Source organism: Blautia sp. OM06-15AC, assembly GCF_003481425.1.
In the GTDB taxonomy this organism is placed as follows: domain Bacteria; phylum Bacillota; class Clostridia; order Lachnospirales; family Lachnospiraceae; genus Fusicatenibacter; species Fusicatenibacter saccharivorans.
Map to the genome: position 1 here is coordinate 289,501 of NZ_QULD01000002.1, position 19,923 is coordinate 309,423.

At 49.3% G+C, this 19,923-nt stretch carries 11 protein-coding genes and 1 other annotated feature; all 11 genes read left to right on the forward strand.

Features of this window, described 5'->3' with window-relative positions; translation table 11 throughout:
* The first annotated feature begins 338 nt into the window (after positions 1-338).
* Positions 339-483, forward strand: a sequence feature (ribosomal protein L10 leader region).
* A gap of 37 nt (positions 484-520) precedes the next feature.
* On the forward strand, positions 521-1,030 hold the full coding sequence (gene rplJ / locus DXB83_RS04895) for a 50S ribosomal protein L10 (RefSeq protein ID WP_055227784.1): 510 nt from the start codon (positions 521-523) through the stop codon (positions 1,028-1,030).
* 71 nt (positions 1,031-1,101) lie between these two features.
* Complete coding sequence (rplL, locus tag DXB83_RS04900) at positions 1,102-1,476, forward strand: 50S ribosomal protein L7/L12 (protein WP_022462823.1); 375 nt, start codon at positions 1,102-1,104, stop codon at positions 1,474-1,476.
* A 270-nt stretch (positions 1,477-1,746) separates the two neighbouring features.
* Positions 1,747-2,229, forward strand: a complete 483-nt coding sequence (locus DXB83_RS04905; RefSeq protein ID WP_173841386.1) for a helix-turn-helix domain-containing protein — start codon at positions 1,747-1,749, stop codon at positions 2,227-2,229.
* Positions 2,230-2,424: 195 nt separating this feature from the next.
* Positions 2,425-3,777: an acyclic terpene utilization AtuA family protein gene (locus DXB83_RS04910; RefSeq protein ID WP_117761438.1), complete on the forward strand. Its 1,353-nt coding sequence runs from the start codon at positions 2,425-2,427 to the stop codon at positions 3,775-3,777.
* Positions 3,778-3,781: 4 nt separating this feature from the next.
* Positions 3,782-4,081: an AtuA-related protein gene (locus DXB83_RS04915; protein WP_022462826.1), complete on the forward strand. Its 300-nt coding sequence runs from the start codon at positions 3,782-3,784 to the stop codon at positions 4,079-4,081.
* Between the two features lie 4 nt (positions 4,082-4,085).
* Complete coding sequence (locus DXB83_RS04920; RefSeq protein ID WP_158581087.1) at positions 4,086-5,780, forward strand: CocE/NonD family hydrolase; 1,695 nt, start codon at positions 4,086-4,088, stop codon at positions 5,778-5,780.
* Between the two features lie 149 nt (positions 5,781-5,929).
* On the forward strand, positions 5,930-7,603 hold the full coding sequence (locus DXB83_RS04925; protein WP_118697328.1) for an alpha-glucosidase: 1,674 nt from the start codon (positions 5,930-5,932) through the stop codon (positions 7,601-7,603).
* A 112-nt stretch (positions 7,604-7,715) separates the two neighbouring features.
* Positions 7,716-10,214, forward strand: coding sequence for a GH39 family glycosyl hydrolase (locus DXB83_RS04930; RefSeq protein ID WP_158568555.1), 2,499 nt, complete (start codon positions 7,716-7,718; stop codon positions 10,212-10,214).
* 165 nt (positions 10,215-10,379) lie between these two features.
* Entirely contained in the window at positions 10,380-11,930 is a 1,551-nt protein-coding gene (locus tag DXB83_RS04935) for a carboxylesterase/lipase family protein (protein ID WP_117761434.1), read from the forward strand.
* A gap of 350 nt (positions 11,931-12,280) precedes the next feature.
* Positions 12,281-16,120, forward strand: a complete 3,840-nt coding sequence (rpoB, locus tag DXB83_RS04940) for a DNA-directed RNA polymerase subunit beta (protein ID WP_117510452.1) — start codon at positions 12,281-12,283, stop codon at positions 16,118-16,120.
* 38 nt (positions 16,121-16,158) lie between these two features.
* Positions 16,159-19,875, forward strand: coding sequence for a DNA-directed RNA polymerase subunit beta' (rpoC, locus tag DXB83_RS04945; protein ID WP_117804635.1), 3,717 nt, complete (start codon positions 16,159-16,161; stop codon positions 19,873-19,875).
* Positions 19,876-19,923: the final 48 nt, after the last annotated feature.

The window sequence follows — 19,923 nt, forward strand, 5'->3', positions numbered from 1 at the left end:
TGTGTTCACAAAGCGAACCCCCAGCAGCGGCAACTGCTGGGGGTTCTTCCCTATTTTACGGAAGGGCATCCGCCTGTGCTAATTGTCACCATGTTTTCCGTCTAGCCACTTGCAGATATAGTAGCTGATTACACCTGCTACAACGGAAACGATAAGAGAAATAAGTATAGACATGCGCTCACCCCCTTCCTGTTGCCAGTTTGGGAGGCGACAACAACGTAAGTATAACATGGTATAGGAAGAAACGGTTTGAAAAAATAGAACGCATATTTTGATGAAGTTGCACAAATATGAAAAAAGTCTATTTTGATCTTGACAACCCTCCTCACATATGATATCATACCACCTGTATCACGCCGAAGACAGCAGGTGCCGCAAGGCGTAAGTTTCAAACGCCTGCCGAGGAGAAGTTACACAAGGTTCATGTTATGGAATTTTGAGATCTCTTCGCCAATCTTCGCGAAGAGCTTTTTTTATACTTCCAAAGCGTAGGTACGAAATACTACAAGGAGGTGCAATCATGGCAATCAATGCAAAAATCGATCTGAAGAAGCCGGTCCTGGAAGAGATCAGCGCACAGGTAGAAGGCGCACAGTGCGTGCTGCTGGTAAACTACAGCGGATTAACCGTTGCTCAGGATACTCAGCTGCGTAAAGAGTTAAGAGAAGCAGGCGTTCATTACAAAGTATACAAAAATACAATGATGAAACGTGCATTCGCTGGTACTGCTTTCGAGTCTCTTACCAAAGACCTGGATGGCACAAACGCTATCGCAATCAGCAAGGACGATGCAACAGCTCCGGCAAGAATCATCGCTAAATTTGCAAAAACCGCTCCGAAGCTGGAGATGGTTTCTGGTGTTGTAGAAGGAAACTACTACGACAAAGCTGGAATGGAAGCACTGGCAAACGTTCCGTCAAGAGAAGAACTTCTTGGCAAACTGCTTGGAAGCATCCAGTCCCCGATCGCAAACCTGGCTCGCGTCCTCAACCAGATCGCAGAGTCCAAAGGCGGCGCAGCAGAGGCCTAAGCCTCAAGCGGGCAGCGTGAAATACGCAGCCTGAGAACATTATTCAGAAAATATCCAAGGAGGAAAATAAAATGGCAAAGTTAACAACCGCAGAGTTTATTGACGCTATCAAAGAGTTATCTGTATTAGAGTTAAACGATCTTGTAAAAGCATGTGAGGAAGAGTTCGGCGTATCCGCAGCAGCAGGCGTTGTAGTTGCAGCAGCAGCAGGCGATGCAGCAGCAGCTGAGGAGAAAGACGAGTTCGACGTAGAGCTGACAGAGGTTGGCCCGAACAAAGTTAAAGTTATCAAAGTTGTACGTGAAGCTACAGGACTTGGCCTGAAAGAAGCTAAAGAAGTAGTTGACGGTGCTCCGAAAGTCCTCAAAGAGGGTGCTTCCAAAGCAGAAGCTGAAGAGCTCAAAACTAAACTTGAGGCTGAAGGCGCTAAAGTTACTCTTAAATAATTTAAGCGTAAATCAGAATCTATGGACGCACGGCGGGATTTCCTGCCGTGCGTTTTTTTGAACTGAGTCCATACTTTGTGGCAATAAAGTTAAAAATTGCCGGAAGGTATGGTGATGCCATGTGGTATCAAAATGTAATTGCGACCGTGGAGATGAAATTGAGAATGTGATCTATTCATACAAGACATTTACGGAGGAGTATAAGGGCTAAATATCCTCATGACAGAAAGACTCCGAGAGTACAGAAAGAGAAAACGGGAGGAACGAAAAATGCAGGTACATTCCGTTCTGGAATCTTTACAGCAGGGAATCCTGATCTGCGATCAGCACAGCAGGATTGTGTTCTTCAATCAAGTCTACAGCGATTTCATCGGCGTTCCGCTTGAAACCGCGAAAGGTCATAAAATCACGGAGTACCGAAAATCTGCCATTGCTCCGGAAGTTATTTGGAGCGGCATCCCGGTCGAGGGAATGGTGCGGAGAGAGGGAACACAGGAATACTTTGCAAGTGTTTATCCGATCTGGGAAGAGCATCAGATCCGCGGAAGCATCTCAATTGTGACGAGTCTCGTACAGTTTGAAAAACGGGAATCAGAGGCTCACATGACGCTGGAAGAGCGGGTGCGCCGCTTTGAACGGCAGGAGATCAAAAATACGTTGTTGCTGTACGGACGGGATATGGAAGGGAAGCAAAAAGCGGCAAAGGAACTCGGAATTTCGCTGGCAACGTTATACAATAAAATCAAAGAATAAGACAGAAGGAGAATGAAATGCCGGAATTTCTGCAGCTTTGGAGCTTTGTGGTATTTTCTGTCTTTGCTGTAACAGAACTCACATAAAAGAGGGATCATGATTTCTAAAATTTTAGAAATTACGATCCCTTTTGTAGTATCTGCCCGGATATCGCATTACAATGATCTCAGATCAAAGAAAGCGAGGCCATAGAACATGAAAAAAATCAGAATCGGAAGCGGCGCAGGCTATGCGGGAGACCGCATTGAGCCGGCAGTGGAACTGATGGAAAAAGGAAATCTGGACTACATTATTTTCGAGTGTCTGGCGGAACGCACCGTTGCGATCGGGCAGCAGGACAAAGAGAAAGATCCGTCGAAGGGATACAACCAGCTGCTCGACTATCGAATGGAAAAAATTCTCCCGCTGATGGCGAAAAACAAAGTAAAAGTTATTACCAATATGGGAGCTGCCAACCCGGTATCTGCTGCAGAACGGACGTGTGAAATTGCCAGAAAACTGGGTGTCAGTGGATTGAAGATTGCCTGTGTGACCGGCGATGATATTACAGACGAGCTGGACAAGTATGAAAATGAAACAGTGCTGGAGGATGGCACGCTGTTAAAAGAGAAAAAAGATGTTCTGATTTCTGCGAATGTCTATATGGGTGCGGAGGGCATCACAAAAGCGTTGGAAGAGGGTGCCAATCTTGTCATTACCGGTCGCGTTTCCGATCCTGCACTGACGATCGGACCGCTGGTATATGAATTTGGATGGAACATTGACGACAACCCGGATCAGATGGGACAGGCGGTTCTGGCAGGCCATCTGCTGGAGTGTGCCGGACAGGTGACAGGCGGCTATTTTGCGGATCCGGGCTACAAGGATGTGCCGGATCTGTGGAAACTTGGATTCCCGCTCATTGAGATCGACGAGACAGGCGCATTTACCGTGACAAAAGTCGAGGGAAGTGGCGGACTGGTGAGTGTGGATACCTGTAAAGAGCAGATGATCTACGAAATCCACAACCCCAAGGCTTACCTGACCCCGGATGCAACAGCGGACTTTTCAAAGGTGACGTTCCGGCAGATCGGGGAAAACCAGGTTTGCGCCGAGCATGCGACAACGCATGGAAGACCGGAAACTTTGAAAGTGAGTGTCGGCTACAAGGACTGCTTCATCGGTGAGGGTGAAATTTCCTATGGCGGAAGCAACTGTATGGCACGGGCGGAGCTGGCGGCGGAGATTCTGGAGAAGCGGATTGAACTGACAGGCATCGAGCTGGAAGAGTACCGTACTGATTTTATCGGATGCAATTCCCTGTATCGTGATGCAATTTCCAAGGAGATCGGAAGTGGAACTCCGTGTGAAGTGCGTCTCCGCGCCGCAGGCAGAACGAAAGACCGGAAAAATGCCGTTCTGCTGGCAAACGAGGTGGAGGCTCTCTATACCAACGGTCCCGCAGGAGGCGGCGGAGCAGTGAAACGGGTGTCCGAGATTGTCTCGGTCTGCTCAATTTTTGTGCCGCGCGATGCAGTAGAAGCAAAAGTTACATTCCGGGAGGTATAAGGCGATGAAATTAAAAGAGATTGCACATGCAAGAACAGGCGATAAAGGCGAGATCTCCAATATTTCGGTGATCCCATATGATGAGAACAATTATGAAATGCTGAAAGAAAAAGTAACAGAAGCACGCGTAGCAGAATACTTCCGCGAAATCTGTCACGGAAAAGTAACCCGCTACGAACTGGACGGAATCCATGCGCTGAACTTTGTCCTCGACAAGACACTCGGCGGCGGTGTCACAAGATCGCTGGCGCTGGACAAACATGGAAAGACACTCGGTATGGCACTGCTGGAAATGGAGGTTTAGGGCAATGGCAGAAGATTTTATGACGGCTGCGGTAAAACGCGTAGAAGCACAATTTGCGAAAAGCGGCGTTTCCGAAAGCTGTGCAGCATTTGAAAGAAAAGACAGCCAGATCGAGATGCGCGATGGTGTGAAGCTGCATACAATCTATTATTTTCCAAGGGAAGGCGGATCAGGAGAAAACAAGAAATATCCCGTCATCCTGACTCGTACCTGCTATCCGGGCAACGACCGTATTCACCGTGCCTACGGCGAGGGACTGGCGCGCAGGGGTTATGTGTATGTCTACCAGTATTGCCGCGGCAGAGAGCAGTCGGAAGGAAAATGGGAGCCAAACATTAATGAGCGGAACGATGGCATTGACACCATGGATTACCTTGTGGAGCAGCCATGGTGCGAAATCTTAGGCTACTGGGGCCATTCCTACACAAGCATGACCGGCTGGGCGTTCGCTGATGCCGCGGAGGGGAAAGTTGCCACAATGTTTCTGGAGGACTATGGAACGGATCGTTTTGTATCAGCCTACGAGAAGGGCTGCTTCCGCCACGATATCCTGACCGCATGGTCGATGGAAAATGCGGAAAAACCAGTGAATGCTGACTATCGCGAAAGCTGCCGTTATCTGCCGCAGATTGAAGTGGACGAGGCGCTGTGGGGACAGCGTGTTCCGTCCTACCGCGAATACATCACAAGCCCGAGCCCGGATGCGGCACTCTGGCAGACGGGCTGGTGGAAACAGTTACGGGAAATTCCATCAAAAACGAAGGTTCCGATTTATCTTTTAAGCGGCTGGTACGATCATCACCACGGCAGCAGTATGAAAACGTGGGAGCGGCTGAACGCGGAAACAAAACAGCACAGCTGGCTCGAAATCGGCGCCTGGAACCACTTTTTCCAGATCTGCCTCGAGGGCAAAGAGGTGCTGCACCCGCAGAATGAAGAAATTCCAAAGATGCTGGAATGGTTTGAGCTGACGCTGAAACAAAAAGAAATCCCAACACAGCGGATCCGTGCCTATGAGATCGGCTCAGACCGTTGGATTGATAGCGTGTCCGACGGACTGGGAGAAGAAGAAACTGCGGGAAGCATGACGCTGTATCTGGATGAGAAAACACTGCGGGAAGACGCGCCGGAACGGGAAAAAACGAGAAACTACACGTTTGACCCGGCCACTCCCGTCGAGAGCATCGGCGGAGAAGCCCTTCTGCATACGATGCCGCAGATCGGCAGCCATCTTCAGCCGGAACCGGATTATCGTGAGGATGTCCTGAGCTTTGTATCAGAACCGCTGGAAGAAACTTTCACGCTGAACGGAAAAGCTTCCGTCCGTCTGTTCGTGGAAAGTGATTGCGAGGATACGGCATTTACCGCTAAAATCATGGAGGTAACGCCGGAAGGAAAAGCGTACAACATTCGTTCCTCGATTGCAACATTGGAGCAGGGAAAAACGGGGGCCGGAGCCTATGAACCGGGCAGCGTGGCAGAGGTACAGATTACTATGTGGAATATTGTATACACGATTCCAAAGGGTTCCCGCATTCGTGTAGATGTTTCCTCCTCCGACTTCCCGCAGTACCATGTCCACAGCAATCAGAAAGGGCTGTGGTCGGAAAAAACGGAAAATAAAATTGCACATCAGACCATTCATATGGGCAGAAAAGCTGCTTCCTGCGTGATTTTGCCGCTGATGAAAAAACAGTGAACCGTAACGGTAAAGCGGACATCGGGAAAAATCAAAAAGAAAAAGTAGCATAATCCATTCTTTTGTGATATAGTGGAAACACTATAGGTTTTGCGGTAAACCTAAAGAACGGCCCGCATTATAAAAACAAAATGAACAGGAGAAGAGTAATGGAGAAAAAGTGGTGGCACAAAACGGTCGGATATCAGATTTACCCGAAGAGTTTTCAGGATACCAATGGAGACGGCATAGGAGATCTGAAAGGCGTGATCCGTCATCTTGACAAAATAGAAAAGCTGGGAGCCAATGTCATCTGGCTCTGTCCGGTGTTTGCATCCCCGATGGTGGATAACGGATACGATATTTCCGATTACATGGATATCGACCCGTCGTTTGGAACGATGGAGGACATGAAGGAGCTGATTGCGGAGGCAAAAAAACGCGGCATCCGCATTCTGATGGACCTTGTCGTGAATCATTCCTCTGACCGGCATGCGTGGTTTCAGGCGGCACTCAAAGATCCGTTTGGAAAGTACGGAAAGTATTATGTGTTCCGGGAAGGAAAAGACGGCAAAGAGCCGAACAACTGGCGGTCGATTTTTGGCGGCAGCGCGTGGGAGAAAGTACCGGGATATGATAAACTGTATTACCTCCACATCTTCACAAAAGAGCAGCCGGATCTCAATTGGGAGAATCCCAAATTGCGGGAAGAAATTTATGAGATGATTTTAAAATGGATGGATCTGGGACTTGGCGGATTCCGTCTTGATGCGATCAGCCATCTGAAAAAGAATTATCAGTACACCAACCTTCCGCCGGATGGACCGGACGAGTACAATATGGCGTTCGAGTATTTTAACAACGTAGACGGTCTTGCCGACATTCTGCGTGAAATGAAGGAGCGCACCTTTGCGCCGACCGATGCGCTGACGATCGGAGAGTACGATCACATGGGACCGGAGGATGTGGAGGATGTGATTGGGGAAAACGGCAGTTTCTCGTCCGTTTTCGATTTTTGTCACACCCTCGACAATGTGCGTAACCCGAAATGGGGCAATACCGTGGCGCTGTTTGACGATTATCGCGATCAGCTTTTTGCGGCGCAGAAAATCGTGGATGGCCGCGGCATGCTCTGCAACTTTCTCGAAAACCATGACAAAACGCGCATCATCGACCGGTTCCTGATGCCGGAGGACCAGAACCGCTACAGCGAAAAGATGCTTCCGGTCACCAATTTCTTCCTGCCGGGTATTGTATTTCTGTATCAGGGACAGGAGATTGGCATGCGCGACAACCCGAAACAGTCTATTCAGGGATTCGTCGACAAACCGACCTTTGCTATTTACGACCGTCTGATTGCAGAAGGAAAAACGGATGCGGAAGCGCTCGAGCAGATCAACCGCGAGAGCCGCGAGCACAGCAGAACTCCGATGCAGTGGGATGCATCTGCCGAGGCGGGATTCACAACAGGTACGCCGTGGTTCCCGGTGAATAAAAACTATACGGAACTGAACTATGAGGCCGAGGAAAAAGATCCTGATTCCCTGCTGTGGTTTTACCGCAAAATGGTGGCAGTAAGACGACGTGAAGATCTGGAAGAAACCTTCCTCTACGGAACGCTGATTCCGGAATACGAGACGGTAAGCGGCGTTCTGGCGTACCGCAGGAAGGATGAGAAGAATAATATTCTGATCCTTACTACTTCTCTTGCGGATGGCATTACATTGCCATTTACAGACACAATCGAAGAAGTACTTCTGAATAACTATGACACCTGCGAGGCAGGCGAGGAAACGATCCGTCTGCAACCGTATCAGTGTCTGGTGCTGAAGGTGAAGGAATAATTGCAAAAACTAAAACAAAAACCGAAAAATTGGTCCCACAAAAGGAGAAGATCTTTTTGCGGGACCTTTTTTGTGGTACAATACAACAAAAAAATCTATCATGAGGTGTGAAATGGAAAGAGACAACAGAGACGAAGACATGATGCTGAAAGGAACAAAACAGGAAATGCCGGGATTCCGTTTTCGGCTACTCCGGCCGGAGAAGAAACGGGAACTGTGGAATCCGGATTTTGAACTTTTATTTCTGCTTCGTGGGAGTGGAAGAGTCAGCTACGAGGACGGGGAAGTTCACAATCTCCCGATGGGATCTATCTTTGCGATCAACCGGTTTCAGATCTGTGACCTGGATCTGGACGAAGACGGACTTGCTCTGTCGCTCTGCGTTTCAGCGGAGACGATTGATTCATTTCACATTAAGCTGCTGAAATGTGAAGTCAAATGTCAGTCGTTTTTTTATATGGAAGATCAGCAGGAAAAATTTGATTTGATCCGGCGGGATATGGCACGGATCTTTCTTGAGATGTACAAGAATAATGAGGAACAACCGATCTATATGAAAAGCCGTGTGACGGCGCTTCTGGAGGATCTGCTTTTTTACTTTACATCCGGGGAAAAGGTGGAACAGGGCCGGGGCGGAAGGGAACGCATTCAGCGGGCATCAGACTATATTCTGCAGCATTGCCGGGAAGAGATTACGCTGGAGGATCTGGCGGATCATCTTTATCTGAGCCGTGCCTATATTTCACGGAGCTTTCCGCAGTATTTCGGTGTATCATTTCGGGAGTACGTGACGCAGGTGCGCCTGGCGCATGCCGTACAGGAAATGCACAGCGGCGCAACGCTGACGGAGATTGCCTATCACAATGGATTTGTCAATGAGACGGCGATGATCCGCGCATTCCGCAAATACCGCGGTATGACACCGAGCGAATACCGGAAGCAGATGGAATATACAGTAAAACAGCGTGAAAAGAAAGGAAAAGAGCGGGAAGAGGCGGCGGGAGACCATGATATTTTCCAGAGTCTCCTGCAGTATGCAGCGGTCACGGAGCAGGAGATTGAGACGATAAATGAGAGTGCCGTTTCCGTGACAGCGGCAGTAAACGGACGGAAACCAAGAGTGGCAGGCCACTGGAAGCGCGTGATCAATGCTGGCTATGCGGCAAGTGTGCTGAACCGCGAGGTGCAGGATGAGCTGGAACAGCTGGTGCAGGAGCTCGGCTATGAGCTGATCCGCGTAAAAGGAATTCTTGATGATGATATGTGCGTACTTCGGCGGAATATGTGGGGCGAGATTCAGTTCTGCTGGAACTATATTGATGAGGTGATCGATTTCATCCTTTCCACGGGAGCGAAGCCGTTGCTGGAATTCGGCCATATGCCGTTGCTGCTGGCAAAAACAGACCCGGGAAGAACGATGCGTCCGGCGCTAAGCAGCTCTCCGCGAGATCTGGCTGAGTGGCGCATGCTGATCAAAAACCTGATGGAACATCTAAGGGAACGGTATGGAATCAACCAGATGCGGCGCTGGATTTTCAACCCGTGGATCAGCGGAGACGTGATCACGATTGATGGAGGAGATGAGTTCTTTGAGACGTGGAAAGCATCGTACGAGGAGATGAAACGTGTGAGCCCGGATCTTGTAACATGTCTTTCCTTTGGTCTTGGACCGGAGGAACATCTCAAAGCCTTTATCGAAACTATGAAGGAAAAGGAATGTGTGCCGGAAATTTTTGCATTCCGCTCGTTTGGCACGGTGATCTATGGAGAGGAAGAGGAGAAAATGAATCTGATCCAGAACAACGAGAGCGTCAATATGATTGTGAGCCGCGACCCGGATTTTCTGCGGAACCGCGGGGAGAAGGTAAAAGGTCTGCTGCAGAAGGCTGGGCTTGGTGCACTGCCGGTTCTGGTGGATGAGTGCAGCAGCAACATCTGGCAGAGGGATCTGTGCAACGATACCTGTTATAAAGCGGCATGGCTGTTTAAAAATCTTCTGGAAAATGAAGAGGCGCTGCAGGGAATTGCGTATTTCTCGGTCAATGACCGTTTGGATGAAGTATTTCCGGCGCGGGAAACGTATCATGGAGGTTTTGGGCTGTTCACGATGAACGGCATTCCAAAGGCGGTCTGCACTGCGCTGCGGCTGCTCGGCAGAATGGGATCTCGTCTGGTGAAGCGTGGGGACGGCTATTTTATCAGCACGGAGCCGGAGAAAAACCAAAGCCAGATTTACCTGTACAACTATGTTCACTACGATATGCTGTACCGCTACCGCCATGCCGTGAATATTTCCCGCACGGACCGTTACCGCGTATTCAATATGGGGGAAATCCGGACCTTTTCAGTGAAACTGACCGGACTGGAACCGGGAAAATATTGCCTGCGGCTGTATAAAGTGACAAAAGAGCACGGCAGCAGCTACGATGCGTGGGTGCGGATGGGAGCTCCGGAGCGGATGAACCGGATGGAGCGCGCGATGCTGTGCCACAGTGCGGACCCGGAATACCGTGTCTGGGAGCAGGAAACCGACCCGGAAGGCAGCCTCACGGTGCAGGAACGCCTGGAGCCGCACGAGACGGCGCTGATTGAGGTGGAGCAGATTCTGTAAAATCTTCAAAAAATTGCACTCGCGGTGGGAGAATACAGAGAAAGAGTGGAAAAAAAGCAACAATATAAGAAGATCTTGCGACAATTCGAGTAGAAAAGGACGAAAATATTGTTTATACTGAAAACAACATAAATGCTAAATTCTACAGAAAAGAGGTATTTCAAAATGGGGAAAATATTTGATTACGATGGCGTGCCGGTGCTGCATACCACATCCGGCGATTTAAAAGGTTATTTTTATGACGGTGTTTACATTTACAAAGGAATTCCGTATGCATACGCAGACCGTTTCCAGATGCCGGTTCCGTCCAAATGGGATGGCGTGAAGGATGCGACAAACTACGGCTTTGTATGCCCGCTTCAGAACCAAGATACACCGAACGGCGAGCTTATGGTTCCGCACCGCTACTGGCCGCAGGATGAGCACTGCCAGTCCTTAAATATCTGGACAAACAAACTTGATCCGGAAGCCAAAAAACCGGTTCTCGTATGGTTCCACGGCGGTGGATACGCAGCGGGATCTTCCATCGAGCAGGTTGCGTATGACGGCGTCAGCATCGCAAAGAAAGGTGATTCGATTCTTGTTTCTGTCAACCACAGACTGAATATTTTAGGATATCTGGATCTGTCTCCGTTTGGGGAAAAATACAAAAACTCCGCAAACGCAGGCCACGCCGATATGGTGGCAGCCCTGCAGTGGGTACATGACAATATTGCCCTGTTCGGCGGCGATCCGGAGAATGTAACCATTTTCGGCCAGTCCGGCGGCGGAATGAAGGTGATTGACCTGATGCAGATTCCATCAGCAGACGGCCTGTTCCAGAAAGGCCTTGTCATGAGCGGTGTTATGGAGGACGATCCGCTCGGCGCAGGAGAGAAAGACGGCACGGAGATTATTACGGCAATGATGAAAGCGCTCGGCTTTGACGATGTGGCTCAGCTGGAAACTGTACCGTATCCGCAGCTTGCTGCTGCATATGCAAAAGTGGCTCCGGCGATTGCACAGAGTGGCGGCTACATCGGCGGCGGCCCGAAAAAGGGCGATTACTTCTATGGAAATCCATTCGACGCAGGCTTCCGTGAGCATGCACATCAGATTCCGATGATGATCGGAACCGTATACGGCGAGTTCGCAACGTTTGCACCGGCAGCTTATGATAAGAACAAACTGACAGCGGAAGAGATTCTGGAAATCCTCAAAAAGGTTTATGGAGACAATGCCGAAAAGGTTCTGGACGCTTTCAAAGAAGCATATCCGGAGAAGAACGGCGTAGATGTTCTTGCCATCGACCGTGCAATGCGTGAGCCGACCGTAAAACTTGCCAAACTGTTCGCAAAAGGCGGCGGCAAAGCATATCTCTACAACTTCGCTCTGGAATTCCCGTTCCAGCACGGCAAGCCGGCATGGCACTGCTCCGATATCCCATATTTCTTCGGAAACGCAGATCTCGTAGAAATTTGTGGCATCCCGGATGTCAGCGATAAACTGGAAAGCGAAATCTTCGGAGCACTTCTTGCCTTCGCAAAGAACGGCACCCCGGATCATGCCGGACTCCCGCACTGGCCGGAAGTAGAAGCAGAGGATGCGGATACCATGGTGTTTGACCGCAAAACGGAAGTAAAACACAACTACGATGATAAAGTGTTTGCAGAGATCAACAAAGTTCTGAAACCATGGAGCTTTATGGACATGATGGCTGACAATATTCAGCATTAAAAAGAACGATTCGACGCGGCATAAGCGAAATCGGGATGGAGCTCTGAAATATTAAAAAATTAGAATAAAAAAACCGCCTGTTTGATTTGAAAAATAAAAAAATCAAACAGGCGGTTTTTTCTGAAAATTCGGTGCTTTCAATCACATCTAAAGTATTATTCTAACAGGGTCACGGAAGAAAAACCAGTAAAAAACAGATTGTACTGAAAAAAATACAATCTGTTTTGTTGACACACTTGAAAAAACATGATAATCTAGAAAATGCACTATTATGGCAAGATATGCCTAAAACCTTTTGTTCAGGCATGAGCGGTAATAAATATATTATAACACAAGGGGTGACAACGTCAATGGAGAAAAACAGAATACGTCCGATACCTACCGGAAAAAGTATGCGAATGAGTTACCAGAGACAAAAAGAAGTATTGGAAATGCCCAACTTGATTGAAGTCCAGAAGGATTCCTATGACTGGTTCCTGAGAAGCGGACTCAAGGAAGTCTTTGATGACATTTCACCAATCTCCGACTACGGCGGACGGCTGAGCCTTGAATTCGTAGACTTTACACTGTGTGAAGATGACGTAAAATACTCAATCGAAGAGTGTAAACAGCGTGACGCTACTTATGCGGCACCGTTAAAGGTAAAAGTAAGATTATATAATAAGGAAAAAGACGAGATCACAGAGCACGAAATTTTCATGGGTGATCTGCCGTTGATGACAGCAACAGGAACATTCGTTATCAATGGTGCAGAGCGAGTAATCGTCAGCCAGCTGGTACGTTCCCCTGGTATTTATTACGGCATCGCACATGATAAGCTCGGAAAGAGACTGTTCTCCTGTACCGTAATCCCGAACCGTGGAGCATGGCTGGAGTACGAGACCGATTCCAACGACGTCTTCTATGTCCGCGTAGACCGTACCAGAAAAGTTCCGATCACAGTCCTCATCCGTGCACTTGGAGTAAGCTCCAATGCAGAGATCGTAGAGCTGTTCGGTGAAGAGCCGAAGATTCTTGCAAGCTTCACCAAAGATACTTCCACCAACTATCAGGAAGGTCTTCTCGAGCTGTACAAGAAAATTCGTCCGGGCGAGCCTCTCGCAGTAGAAAATGCAGAGAGCCTCATCATGAGCATGTTCTTTGACCCGCGTCGCTATGACCTGGCAAAGGTAGGCCGTTATAAATTCAACAAGAAACTTGCACTGCGCAGCCGTATCCGCAACCAGATCCTCGCTGAGGATGTTGTAGATCCGTCCACCGGTGAAATCCTTGCAGAAAAAGGCACCACCGTTACTCTGGAACTCGCAGACAAGATTCAGAACGCAGCAGTACCGTATGTATGGATTCAGACAGAGGAGAGAAACGTAAAAGTTCTTTCCAACTTAATGGTAGATCTGAAAGCATGGGTAGATGTTGACGAGGAAGAACTTGGCATCAACGAGAAAGTATACTATCCGGTTCTGGAAAAGATCCTGGAGGAAAATACCGATATCGAAGAGATCAAACAGGCGATCAAACGTGACATTCACGACCTGATTCCGAAACATATCACAAAGGAAGATATTTTCGCTTCCATCAACTACAACATGCATCTGGAATACGGCGCAGGAAATGCCGATGATATCGACCACCTGGGCAACCGTAGAATCCGTGCCGTAGGTGAGCTGCTTCAGAACCAGTACCGCATCGGTCTGTCCCGTATGGAGCGTGTGGTACGTGAGCGTATGACAACACAGGACATCGACGGAATTTCTCCGCAGTCCCTGATCAATATCAAACCGGTTACAGCTGCAATCAAAGAGTTCTTCGGATCTTCCCAGCTGTCCCAGTTCATGGATCAGAATAACCCGCTTGGAGAGCTGACGCACAAGAGACGTCTTTCCGCCCTTGGACCTGGCGGTCTGTCCCGTGACCGTGCCGGATTCGAGGTTCGAGACGTACACTACTCCCATTACGGAAGAATGTGCCCGATCGAGACTCCTGAGGGACCGAACATCGGTCTTATCAACTCTCTGGCATCGTATGCGCGCATCAACGAGTATGGCTTCGTTGAGGCTCCATACAGAAGAATTGACAAATCAGATCCGAAAAATCCGCGTGTTACAGACGAAGTAGTCTACATGACCGCAGATGAAGAGGATAATTACCATGTAGCACAGGCAAATGAGCCGCTGGATGCAGAAGGACACTTCCTCAACAAGAACGTTTCCGGACGTTATCTGGATGAGACCCAGTCCTACGAGCCGCACATGTTTGATTACATGGACGTGTCTCCGAAGATGGTATTCTCCGTTGCTACGGCGCTGATCCCGTTCCTTCAGAACGACGATGCGAACCGTGCGCTGATGGGATCCAACATGCAGCGTCAGGCCGTACCGCTGATGATCACCGATGCTCCTGTAGTAGGAACCGGTATCGAAGCAAAAGCAGCCGTAGACTCCGGTGTCTGCGTCGTTGCAAAGAAAGCAGGAACCATTTCCTACTCTTGCTCCAACGAGATCCGCATGAACAATGATGACGGAACAAAAGATGTTTACCATCTGACCAAATTCATGCGAAGCAACCAGAGCAACTGCTACAACCAGAAACCGATCGTATTTAAAGGTGACCATGTAGAGGCCGGCGAAGTAATCGCAGACGGTCCGTCTACCTACCAGGGCGAGCTTGCTCTTGGTAAAAACCCGCTGATCGGATTTATGACCTGGGAAGGATATAACTACGAGGACGCCGTTCTTCTTAGCGAGCGTCTGGTACAGGATGATGTTTACACTTCCATCCACATCGAGGAGTACGAGGCAGAGGCCCGTGACACCAAGCTTGGACCGGAAGAGATCACAAAAGACGTTCCGGGCGTCGGCGATGAAGCCTTAAAAGACCTGGACGAGCGTGGAATCATCCGCATCGGTGCAGAGGTACGTGCCGGTGATATTCTGGTCGGAAAAGTAACTCCGAAGGGAGAAACCGAGCTGACCGCAGAGGAGCGTCTGCTCCGTGCCATCTTTGGCGAGAAAGCAAGAGAAGTACGTGATACTTCCCTGAAAGTACCGCACGGTGAGTATGGTATCATCGTGGACGCCAAAGTATTTACCCGTGAAAACGGCGACGAACTTTCTCCTGGAGTAAACCAGGCAGTCCGCATCTACATCGCACAGAAGAGAAAAATCTCTGTCGGCGATAAGATGGCTGGTCGTCACGGAAACAAGGGTGTCGTTTCCCGTGTACTTCCGGTAGAGGATATGCCGTTCCTGCCGAACGGACGTCCGCTGGACATCGTGCTGAATCCTCTGGGTGTGCCGTCCCGTATGAACATCGGACAGGTGCTGGAGATCCACCTGAGCCTTGCAGCAGCAGCGCTTGGATTTAACGTATCCACCCCGATTTTCGACGGCGCAAACGAGAAAGATATTCAGGATACCCTGGAACTGGCAAACGATTATGTAAACATGGAATGGGATGCATTCTCCGAGAAATATAAAGATATTCTGCTTCCGGAAGTATATCAGTATCTGGAAGAGCATCTGGATCACAGAGAACTGTGGAAGGGTGTTGATATCGCAAGAGACGGTAAGGTACAGCTTCGCGACGGACGTACCGGTGAGCCGTTCGATGGAAGAACGACAATCGGACACATGCATTACCTGAAACTGCATCACCTGGTAGACGATAAGATTCATGCCCGTTCTACCGGCCCATACTCCCTCGTTACACAGCAGCCTCTGGGTGGTAAAGCTCAGTTCGGTGGACAGCGTTTCGGAGAGATGGAGGTTTGGGCTCTTGAGGCGTACGGTGCATCCTACACGCTGCAGGAGATCCTGACTGTGAAGTCTGACGATGTGGTTGGCCGTGTGAAGACATACGAAGCCATCATCAAGGGCGACAATATTCCGGAGCCTGGTATTCCGGAATCCTTCAAAGTATTGTTGAAAGAGCTGCAGTCCCTGGCACTCGATGTCCGCGTACTGCGTGATGACAATACCGAAGTTAAAATTATGGAATCAGTTGATTACGGTGATACCAACCTGAACCACATCATCGAGGGAGACCGTTACTCTGACAGAGAGGACGAGAGATTTGGTGACTATGGATTCTCCAAGAAAGAATTTGACGGAGAAGAAATGGTAGATGTGGAAGAGGATGAAGAAGAAGACTCTTATCTTGATCTGGATGAAAGTTCAGATGATGACATGTAACTTGTAGATCTTCGCTTTGCGAGGAAAGGGGTAATCAAATGCCAGAAACAGCAAAAAAAGAAAATTACCAGATGAGCTTTGATGCCATCAAAATAGGACTTGCCTCCCCGGAGAAAATCCGGGAGTGGTCCCATGGCGAGGTAAAAAAACCGGAGACCATCAACTACAGAACGCTGAAACCGGAAAAAGACGGTCTGTTCTGTGAAAGAATCTTCGGACCAAGCAAAGACTGGGAGTGCCATTGCGGTAAATATAAGAAAATTCGCTACAAAGGCGTAATCTGCGACCGATGCGGCGTAGAAGTAACAAAATCCAGTGTGCGCCGTGAGCGTATGGGACACATTGAGCTGGCAGCTCCGGTATCCCACATCTGGTATTTCAAAGGAATTCCGTCCCGTATGGGACTGATCCTGGATCTGTCTCCGAGAACTCTGGAAAAGGTTCTGTATTTCGCAAACTACATCGTTCTTGATGCAGGCGATACCAAATTACAGTACAAACAGGTTCTGACCGAGAAAGAATACCAGGATGCCAGAGAGGAGTTCGGAAACAGCTTCCGTGCAGGTATGGGTGCGGAATCCATCAAAGAGCTTCTGATGGCAATCGATCTGGAAAAAGAGTCTGCTGAATTAAAGGCAGGTCTTAAAGATTCTACCGGACAGAAGAGAGCCCGCATCATCAAGAGACTTGAGGTTGTTGAGGCATTCCGTGAGTCCGGAAACCGTCCGGAGTGGATGATTCTTGATGCGGTTCCGGTTATTCCGCCGGATCTGCGTCCTATGGTACAGCTTGACGGAGGACGTTTTGCAACATCTGACCTGAATGACCTGTACCGCCGTATCATCAACCGTAACAACCGTCTGAAGAGACTGCTGGAGCTCGGTGCACCGGATATCATCGTGCGCAACGAGAAACGTATGCTTCAGGAGGCAGTTGATGCCCTGATCGACAACGGACGCCGTGGCCGTCCGGTTACCGGTCCTGGAAACCGTCCGCTGAAATCTCTGTCTGACATGCTGAAGGGTAAATCCGGCCGTTTCCGTCAGAACCTTCTTGGTAAACGTGTTGACTATTCCGGCCGTTCCGTTATCGTCGTAGGACCGGAACTGAAGATTTACCAGTGCGGTCTGCCGAAAGAAATGGCAATCGAGCTGTTCAAACCGTTCGTTATGAAAGAGCTGGTTTCCAACGGTACTGCACACAACATCAAAAACGCAAAGAAAATGGTCGAGAAACTCGAGCCGCAGGTATGGGACGTTCTCGAGGACGTCATCAAAGAGCATCCGGTTATGCTGAACCGTGCCCCTACACTGCATCGTCTGGGTATCCAGGCGTTCGAGCCGATTCTGGTAGAAGGTAAAGCAATTAAGCTTCACCCGCTGGTTTGTACCGCATTCAACGCCGACTTCGACGGTGACCAGATGGCTGTCCATCTGCCGCTGTCCGTAGAAGCACAGGCAGAGTGCCGTTTCATGCTTCTTTCTCCGAACAACCTGCTGAAACCGTCCGATGGTGGTCCGGTAGCCGTTCCTTCCCAGGATATGGTTCTTGGTATCTACTATCTGACACAGGAGCGTCCGGGCGAGAAGGGCGAAGGAAGCTTCTTCCGCGATATGAACGAAGCCATCCTGGCATACGAGAACGGATACATTACCCTGCAGACCAAGATTACCATCCGCTGCGAAAAAGAGATGGAAGATGGTACTGTAATGCAGCAGAACGTAAGCTCCACACTCGGAAGATTCCTCTTCAATGAGATTCTGCCGCAGGATCTGGGATACGTAGACCGTACGGTTCCGGGTAACGAGCTTGCGCTTGAGGTTGATTTCCTCGTTGCAAAGAAACAGCTGAAACAGATTCTGGAAAAAGTCATCAATACACACGGAGCTACCAAAACCGCAGAGGTTCTGGACTATATCAAGGCAACCGGATATAAATACTCCACCCGTGCAGCCATGACCGTATCCATTTCCGATATGACCGTGCCGCCGCAGAAGCCGGAGATGCTCGCCGAAGCACAGGCAACGGTAGACAAGATTACAAGAAACTTCAAACGTGGTCTGATTACAGACGAAGAGCGTTACAAAGAGGTTGTAGATACCTGGAAGAAGACCGACGATGCGCTGACAAAAGCATTGCTCGACGGACTGGATAAATACAATAACATCTTCATGATGGCTGACTCCGGAGCCCGTGGTTCCGATAAGCAGATCAAACAGCTGGCCGGTATGCGAGGACTGATGGCCGATACAACCGGACACACCATCGAGCTGCCGATCAAGTCAAACTTCCGTGAAGGTCTTCAGGTACTGGAATACTTCATGTCCGCACATGGAGCACGAAAAGGTATGTCCGATACCGCGCTTCGTACCGCCGACTCTGGTTACCTGACCCGTCGTCTGGTAGACGTTTCTCAGGACCTGATCATCCGTGAAATCGACTGTGCCGAGGGCAAGGACGAAATTCCGGGTATGTGGGTCAGCGAGTTCACAGACGGAAAAGAGCAGATCGAGAGTCTGCAGGATCGTATCACAGGCCGTTTCTCCTGCGAGACGATCAAAGACAAGGACGGCAACGTCATTGTAAAAGCAAACCATATGATCACCCCGAAACGTGCTGCCCGTGTCATCAAAGACGGCATCAACGAGAACGGTGAGCATTATACAAAAGTAAAAATCCGTACCATTCTTACCTGCCGTTCCGGTAACGGAATCTGCGCAAAATGCTATGGTGCCAACATGGCAACCGGCGAGGCAGTACAGGTTGGTGAGTCTGTCGGAATTATCGCAGCACAGTCGATCGGTGAGCCTGGTACACAGCTGACCATGCGTACCTTCCATACCGGTGGTGTTGCCGGTGGAGATATCACACAGGGTCTTCCTCGTGTCGAGGAGCTTTTCGAGGCAAGAAAGCCGAAAGGACTTGCCATCATCACCGAAATCGCCGGTGTTGCACAGATCAAAGACACCAAGAAGAAACGCGAAATCGTTGTTACCAATCCGGAAGACGGCGTATCCAAGACATACCTGATCCCTTACGGATCCCGTATTAAGATCGCAGACGGAACAGTTCTGGAAGCCGGAGACGAGCTGACCGAGGGTTCTGTCAACCCGCATGATATCCTGAAGATCAAAGGTGTACGTGCCGTTCAGGATTACATGATCCGCGAGGTACAGCGAGTTTACCGTCTGCAGGGTGTAGAAATCAACGATAAGCATATCGAGGTTATCGTTCGCCAGATGCTGAAGAAGATCCGCATCGAGGAAAACGGAGATACCGAATTCCTTCCGGGCGACATGGTAGACTTCCTGGATTACGACGAGACCAACAAAGCTCTGATCGCAGAAGGCAAAGAGCCGGCAGAAGGAAAACAGGTACTGCTTGGTATCACCAAAGCATCCCTGGCATCCGATTCCTTCCTGTCCGCAGCATCCTTCCAGGAGACCACCAAGGTTCTGACCGACGCTGCTATCAAGGGTAAGGTTGACCATCTGGTAGGCCTGAAAGAGAACGTTATCATCGGTAAACCGATCCCGGCCGGTACCGGTATGAAGTGTTACAGCAACATTCATCTGAATACCGACAGCATGATCGAGGAAGAAGAGGACGAGGATCTGATTCTGACCGAAGATCTTGAGGACGATGCTCCGGCAGCAGAAGCTCCGGTTGAAGAACCGTCAGCTGAAGAGGAAGAGCCGATGCTTGACTTCGACTTTGAGGAAATGATTCCGTCAAAGGATGATACCGAGGAGTAAACCCTTTCAGGTTAAAAAATAAATATGTCATTTGTGGAAAGCAGAGAA

What these genes read in the sequence shown, in the direction of transcription:
- rplJ (WP_055227784.1), top strand. Translation starts at nt 521, where the DNA reads ATGGCAATCAATGCAAAAATCGATCTGAAGAAGCCGGTCCTGGAAGAG.
- rplL (WP_022462823.1), top strand. Translation starts at nt 1,102, where the DNA reads ATGGCAAAGTTAACAACCGCAGAGTTTATTGACGCTATCAAAGAGTTA.
- DXB83_RS04905 (WP_173841386.1), top strand. Translation starts at nt 1,747, where the DNA reads ATGCAGGTACATTCCGTTCTGGAATCTTTACAGCAGGGAATCCTGATC.
- DXB83_RS04910 (WP_117761438.1), top strand. Translation starts at nt 2,425, where the DNA reads ATGAAAAAAATCAGAATCGGAAGCGGCGCAGGCTATGCGGGAGACCGC.
- DXB83_RS04915 (WP_022462826.1), top strand. Translation starts at nt 3,782, where the DNA reads ATGAAATTAAAAGAGATTGCACATGCAAGAACAGGCGATAAAGGCGAG.
- DXB83_RS04920 (WP_158581087.1), top strand. Translation starts at nt 4,086, where the DNA reads ATGGCAGAAGATTTTATGACGGCTGCGGTAAAACGCGTAGAAGCACAA.
- DXB83_RS04925 (WP_118697328.1), top strand. Translation starts at nt 5,930, where the DNA reads ATGGAGAAAAAGTGGTGGCACAAAACGGTCGGATATCAGATTTACCCG.
- DXB83_RS04930 (WP_158568555.1), top strand. Translation starts at nt 7,716, where the DNA reads ATGGAAAGAGACAACAGAGACGAAGACATGATGCTGAAAGGAACAAAA.
- DXB83_RS04935 (WP_117761434.1), top strand. Translation starts at nt 10,380, where the DNA reads ATGGGGAAAATATTTGATTACGATGGCGTGCCGGTGCTGCATACCACA.
- rpoB (WP_117510452.1), top strand. Translation starts at nt 12,281, where the DNA reads ATGGAGAAAAACAGAATACGTCCGATACCTACCGGAAAAAGTATGCGA.
- rpoC (WP_117804635.1), top strand. Translation starts at nt 16,159, where the DNA reads ATGCCAGAAACAGCAAAAAAAGAAAATTACCAGATGAGCTTTGATGCC.